The 6,137-nt window shown below is 66.5% G+C and carries 7 protein-coding genes and 1 pseudogene; 5 read left to right on the top strand and 3 right to left on the bottom strand.

Translation table 11 applies throughout. From position 1 onward, the window contains the following. Nucleotides 1-297 (bottom strand): glutaminase (locus tag QZV72_RS14795; protein ID WP_297009511.1); only part of this gene is annotated, 297 nt, incomplete at its 3' end. 44 nt (nt 298-341) lie between these two features. On the opposite strand from QZV72_RS14795, the gene QZV72_RS14790 reads away from it, so the two are divergent. The 3 genes and pseudogenes from QZV72_RS14790 to ehuA all read left to right on the top strand — a co-directional run bounded on the left by QZV72_RS14790 (nt 342) and on the right by ehuA (nt 3,049). Continuing rightward, entirely contained in the window at nt 342-1,310 is a 969-nt protein-coding gene (locus QZV72_RS14790) for an ABC transporter substrate-binding protein (protein WP_297009509.1), read from the top strand. Next, nucleotides 1,307-2,270, top strand: a pseudogene (locus QZV72_RS14785) (amino acid ABC transporter permease). Before QZV72_RS14790 ends, QZV72_RS14785 begins: the two are co-directional and overlap by 4 nt. Beyond that, complete coding sequence (gene ehuA, locus QZV72_RS14780; RefSeq protein ID WP_297009508.1) at nt 2,270-3,049, top strand: ectoine/hydroxyectoine ABC transporter ATP-binding protein EhuA; 780 nt, start codon at nt 2,270-2,272, stop codon at nt 3,047-3,049. The pseudogene QZV72_RS14785 and the gene ehuA overlap by 1 nt, the downstream one beginning before the upstream one ends. Nucleotides 3,050-3,219: 170 nt before the next feature. Here the strand turns inward: ehuA and QZV72_RS14775 are convergent, their stop codons facing one another. Together QZV72_RS14775 and QZV72_RS14770 are read right to left on the bottom strand one after the other, a co-directional pair. Then, nucleotides 3,220-3,414 (bottom strand): hypothetical protein, encoded by a 195-nt coding sequence (locus QZV72_RS14775; RefSeq protein WP_297009507.1) that lies wholly within the window; start codon nt 3,412-3,414, stop codon nt 3,220-3,222. Between the two features lie 121 nt (nt 3,415-3,535). Further along, a complete protein-coding gene (locus QZV72_RS14770) occupies nt 3,536-3,913 on the bottom strand; it encodes a hypothetical protein (protein ID WP_297009506.1) in 378 nt (125 codons plus the stop codon). 70 nt (nt 3,914-3,983) lie between these two features. Between QZV72_RS14770 and QZV72_RS14765 the strand changes: the two genes are divergently transcribed. Both QZV72_RS14765 and QZV72_RS14760 read left to right on the top strand, forming a co-directional pair. Continuing rightward, entirely contained in the window at nt 3,984-5,348 is a 1,365-nt protein-coding gene (locus tag QZV72_RS14765) for a DUF4921 family protein (protein ID WP_297009505.1), read from the top strand. Nucleotides 5,349-5,352: 4 nt separating this feature from the next. Then, on the top strand, nt 5,353-6,137 hold a 785-nt coding region (locus tag QZV72_RS14760; protein WP_297009503.1), incomplete at its 3' end, for an amidohydrolase.

Genomic DNA, 6,137 nt, shown 5'->3' with positions numbered 1-6,137 from the left:
GGCCTCACCGGAGGGCTCCATACCGACGGTCTCCAGCACTTTCTCCACCCCCACCTCCTGCAGTGCGACCGCGTAAGCGAAGGGCTTCGAGATCGACTGGATGGTGAACTCGCGGTCATCGTCCCCGTCGGGGCCGCCGGCACTGTACACCCGTCCTGCGGCGGTGCACAGGGCCACCGCCAACGGCTCCGGATCCGCCACGGCGAGTTCCGGGATGTAGTCGGCGACGGCGCCGTCGTTGTGCGGACGGACACGGTCGAGTATGTCGTCGAGGTAACTTCTCAGCGGGATCTCCATGGGGCCGAGAGTACCGGGGGTGGCGTCCCCTAAGATCAGTGTCCATGACAACGCCCATCCACTCCCCACGGAGTCGTGCGGGGCGGAGGAGACGCCGACCCACCAGATCGGTCATCGCCGCGGTCGTCCTGGCGGCGACCGCGCTCAGCCTCACCGCCTGCGTGACCAACACGGAGTCCGCCAACCCGGAAGGCTGGGTCTCGACCCTGCCGGAACCGGACCCGATTCTGCGCGATCTCCTGCCCGCCAAGTACCGGAGCGGCGGTACGCTCACCGCCGGCACGAACCCGACCTTCCCTCCGAACCAGTTCAAGGACCCGGACGGGAGGATCATCGGTTTCGAGGTCGACCTGGTCAACGCCACCGCAGCGTTACTGGGACTGCAGGTACGGTACCGCCAGCAGGACTTCAACCTCATCCTGCCGTCTATCGACGGTGGCACGGTGGACATCGGCACCTCCGGTTTCTCGGACACCGAGGAACGCCAGCGGAACTACGACTTCATCGACTTCTACACCTCCGGCATCTCCTGGGCGACGACCCCGGGCAGGTCCGTGGACCCCCGCAACGCCTGCGGTCTGTCCGTAGCGGTGCAGAAGGGTACCTACTCCCACACCGACGATGTCCAGGTGAAGGCCGACGAATGCGCCGCAGCCGGAAAGCCGGAGCTGAAGGTCCTGGTCTACGATTCCGCGAACGCGGCGTCCGCTGCCACCGCCCTGGGTCGGGCGGACGCCATGAGCTCGGACTCGGCGGTCACCGACTACGCCATCCAACGATCCGGGGGCAGGCTCGTTCCCGCGGGCGGATCCTTCGACACGACCCCCTTCGGTTGGGCCTTCGCCAAGCACTCCGAGCTCGTCCCCGCTTTCGCCGCCGCGCTGCAGGAGCTCATGGACTCCGGGCGTTACGCGGAGATCCTGGGTCCCTGGGGTCTGACCGACGGGATGGTCGACACCGTCACCGTGAACAATGCGCCCGTTGACGCCGCAATCAAGGAGAACGACAAGTGAGCACACCTGACTCCCCCACCACCGGGACGCGTCCGGTCGACAATGAGGTCGTCCCGCTGCGTCATCCGGGGCGGATCATCGCCGCGGTCGTTCTGCTGGCACTGGCCGCCTGGTTCGTCATCGGCGCACTGACCAACAGTGCCTACGGCTGGGGCACCTACCTCGACTACCTGCTCGACACCCGTATCGCCGTAGCCGCCGTCCACACCCTCGGGCTGACTGTCTTCGCGATGGCCATCGGCATCATCCTCGGTGCGGTCATGGCAGTGCTGCGGATGTCCCCGAACCCGGTGATGCGCAGCTTCTCCTGGTTCTACCTCTGGGTGTTCCGGGGGACGCCGGTCTACGTCCAGCTCGTGTTCTGGGGCCTGCTCGGCGCGATCTACAAGGTGATCAACGTCGGCTTCGCCGAGATCAGTCTCGACGGTGCCCTCAAGAACTTCTTCGTCCTCGCCTTCGTGGGCCTCGGTCTCAACGAGTCCGCCTACATGGCCGAGATCGTCCGCGCCGGTCTACAGTCCGTGCCGGAAGGGCAGACCGAGGCTTCCAAGGCTCTCGGCATGACCTGGTGGCAGACCATGCGCCGCACCGTTCTTCCCCAGGCGATGCGGATCATCATCCCCCCCGACCGGTAATGAGCTGATCAGTATGCTCAAAACCACCTCGTTGGTCATCGCGGTACCCTACGCCGGTGAAATCTACGGCCGGTCCACCGACATCGCCTACGCGATGTTCGATCCGGTACCGATGCTGCTGGTCGCCGCCACCTGGTACCTGGTCATCACCTCGGTCCTCATGATCGGGCAGCACTACCTCGAGAAGTACTACGCCCGCGGCTCCTCGCGCACACTGACCAGTCGTCAGCTCGCCGCCGTGACCGACGCCGAGGGTGTGCCCCCGGCGAATGTGAAGATCGTCGGCCCGGGCACCCCGGGCACGGACAAGAAGGAGAACCGCTGATGAGTTCCGAGAACACCACCCCGATGATCTCCTTCCGTGACGTATGGAAGCGCTTCGGTTCCCTCGACGTGCTCAAGGGCATCGACCTGGAGATCGCCCCCGGTACCGTGACCTGTCTGATCGGCCCGTCAGGTTCCGGCAAGTCGACCCTGCTGCGGTGTGTGAACCACCTGGAGCAGATCGATGCGGGACGTATCGAGATCGAGGGTGAGCTCATCGGCTACCGTGAGAAGGAGGGGAGGCTCCACGAGATCTCCGAACGGGACGCCGCGAGGCAGCGTGCCGATGTCGGCATGGTCTTCCAGTCATTCAATCTCTTCCCCCACCGCACGGTGCTCGGAAACATCATCGAGGCGCCGGTGAAGGTCAAGGGCGAGCCGAAGGCGGAGGCCGAGGCCTACGCCCGGGAACTGCTCGACCAGGTCGGGCTGGCGGACAAGGCGGACGCCTGGCCGGTGCAGCTCTCCGGTGGTCAGCAGCAGCGGGTGGCGATCGCCCGTGCTCTGGCGATGCGACCGAAACTCATGCTCTTCGACGAGCCTACCTCCGCCCTGGATCCGGAGCTGGTCGGTGAGGTGCTGGCGGTGATGCGCCGACTGGCCGATGACGGCATGACGATGCTCGTGGTGACCCATGAGATGGGCTTCGCCCGGGAGGTCGCCGATCAGGTGGCTTTCATGGCTGACGGCCGGATCGTGGAGCACGGTCCGGGCCGTGAGGTCATCGGTTCTCCGAGGGAGGAACGCACGAAGGCGTTCCTGTCCAGCATCCTCGATTAGTGAACGCGGTCAGTCGCACTGGCAGCGGTCGCCGTCGGGGACGCCGTCCAGCGCCTCCTCGATATGTTGACCGCAGCCTTCCCAGGTGAGCTTACCGCAGGTGGGGCAGGTTATTCTCCGGCACATGGTCTTCTCCTCGGTGCGGGGGTGACGGTTTGCGGGGCTGGGGGTCAGCGTCGGAACAGGCGGGTGAGGAAGCCGCCCTCTGCGGTCCTCGCGGCTCTGGCGGCGGCGATCTCCGCCTCAGAGTGCTTCCCGTCACACCACTGTCCGCGCGGGACGGTGCGCTTCACAGCGGCGATGTGCTGACCACATCCCGCCCAGGTGGTTTTTCCGCACGTTCTGCAGGTCACTGGCCGGCACATGGTGACTCCCGTCGACTGGTTCCGGGCCGGAGAACCGGCCCGCGGATACCCCCGTGGGTATCTGCGAGTTAACAATACCCTAGGGGGTATCACAACACCACACTGCCGCCCATCCCCCCCCTCAGGGGTGCACGTGGACGTGCCAGGGCACGCGCGGCCTACCCGGATCGTCGAGGATCTCCTGGAACAGCGCCTCAGCCGGCTGTTGGTCCCGTTCGGTGAGCACCTCAGACAGCCGCATCGACAGTCCACTGATACTGCCCTTGTGCTCACGCACGTCGATGACCAGCGCGGCAGGCTCGGGAACCTCTGAGGTGAGGTCGACGAATCCGTAGTCCTTCCACACCTTCTCGAGGCTCGAATCGGCACTGACGTCGGTGCGGACCTCCAGATCCGCGGTGAAGACGTCGGTGTTGGCGGTGAGAACCTCACGGAAGTCTGCACTGATGTCGGAGAGCTGCTCCGGGGTCGAGAGAATAGTGAACACGATCTGTGGCATGGGGACCAGTTAAGCACCCCTCACTTCCCACGGCCAGGGCCCCCGGAACATCGGAGGGTAACCTGTACGTGTGATTGGTCACTCCCCGATGAACCCGGCCCCCGTCCCACCGCTCACCACGCTGCCTGACGGCACGATCAAACAGGTCAACCCGTTCTCCGGCACCGAGGTCTGGACGGTGCCGGGCCGGGCGCACCGCCCGGTGCCGCATCACGGTCCGGAGGCGTTCGAGATCACGGAGGAGAACCGGGACACCCAGACCGACTTCGGCCTGGGCAACAAGCTCCGGATCACCCCTGAGAAGGCCCGCCTGGTCATCGACGACAACGGCGAGCCGAGGATCCTGCGCGGTCTCACCGTCTCGCAGCTGGAGGACACCGACCCCCTGTTCCGGCGGGTGGCGAACCTCTACGAGATCCTCACCTACAACTACTGGGTGGTGAACTACGGGCACCGGATGGACGCCACAGCCGCCCGACACATGGCCGAGTACCTCGCCGAGGACGCCGGGGTCGAGCACATCGCGTCCCTGCTGCGCACGAAGATGGAGCGCGCCGGCGTCCCCGCCGCGGAGATCGAGGACGCCTTCAGCGAGGAGAAGCTGTACCAGACCGTCCACGAGAAGGGCGGCGCCTTCTTCGGCGGCGGCCATGACGTGATCCTCGCCCGCGACCACTACATCCCGGGCGCCACCCGCAGTGACCAGCTCTGCGGGTCCGGGGACCTCGGCTGGGAGACCCACCGGCTCTACATCGCGTTCACGGTGGACGCCATGGACCGTCTCTACCGCGCCAACCCCTACGTCCGGTACGTCGCGGCGTTCCAGAACTGGCTGGCGCCGGCGGGGGCGAGTGTGGAGCACCTGCACAAGCAGCTCGTCGCCATCGACGAGCACGGGCTGCAGAACGAGACGGAGATCTCCCAGGTCCGCAGTAACCCGAACATGTACAACGAGTGGGCGGTGGACTACGCCGGCCACCACAACCTCATCTTCGCGGAGAACGACCACGCCATCGCCTTCGCCGGGTTCGGCCACCGCGGCCCGACCCTGGAGGTGTTCTCCAAGTCGGCGACGACCGAGCCATGGCTGATGAACGACGAGGAGCGCGACGCAGTCGCCGACCTGGTCCACGCCTGCCATGTCGCCGCAGGCACCGAGACCCCGTCCAACGAGGAGTGGCTGCACCGGCCGTTGGACGTCGACGTGCCCATGCCGTGGCGCATCGTCATCAAGTGGCGGACCTCCACCCTGGCCGGCTTCGAGGGCGGCACGAAGATCTTCATCAACACCATCTCCCCGAAGGCGCTGAAGGAGCAGGTCCTGGCGTCCCTGCTGGCGGCCCGGGAGGAAGGACGCCTGGCACCCGGTATCCGGCTGGGCAACGAGTGTGTCTTCCAGCGCAACTCACTGAAGTACAACCCGGCGGTACGCTGAGACCATGAGCACCCTCCCCGATATCGCCGAGTTCATCGCCGATCCCGGCGTCGACCAGTCCTGGACGGACAGTTTCTACACGTGGATGCACGAGCACCCCGAGTTGTCCGAGCAGGAGGAGCAGACCGCGAAGCACATCCTGTCCCGCCTGGCGACGATGGACTGCGAGGTCACCCACGACATCGGCGGGCACGGCATCACCGCGGTGTGGCGCAACGGGGAGGGTCCGACGGTGCTGTACCGGGCGGACTTCGACGGGCTGCCCGTCACCGAGACCACCGGGGCAGCCTACGCGTCAACGAACCCGGGGGTGATGCACGCCTGCGGTCATGACGTGCACACCACCGGCCTGATGGCCGCCTGCGAGATCCTCGACGCCCGCCGGGACGTGTGGTCCGGCACCTTCATCGCCCTGTTCCAGCCGGCCGAGGAGGTCACCAAGGGCGCCTCGGCGATGATCGCCGACGGTCTGGCGGAGAAGATCCCCGCGCCCGAGGTCTGCCTCGGCGCCCACGTCTACCCCGGCCCCGCGGGCACCGTGTACTCCGCGGCAGGCCCGGTGATGGCCGCCTGCGACACGATCACCGTCACGCTGCACGGGGTCTCCGCGCACGCCTCCTCCCCGCACAACTCGATCGACCCGACGTATCTCGCGGCGATGATCGTGGTGCGCCTGCAGGGCATCGTCGGCCGGGAAATCGCCGCCGAGGACTTCGGCGTGGTCTCCGTGGGGACGCTCAGCGCGGGGCACACGAACAACACCATCCCCGACGTCGCGACCCTGGTGCT

Origin of the sequence: uncultured Corynebacterium sp. (assembly GCF_902782855.1) — a bacterium.
GTDB lineage: Bacteria > Actinomycetota > Actinomycetes > Mycobacteriales > Mycobacteriaceae > Corynebacterium.
The sequence above is the reverse complement of the archived record's forward strand: the minus strand, read 5'-3'. Positions and strand labels throughout refer to the sequence as shown.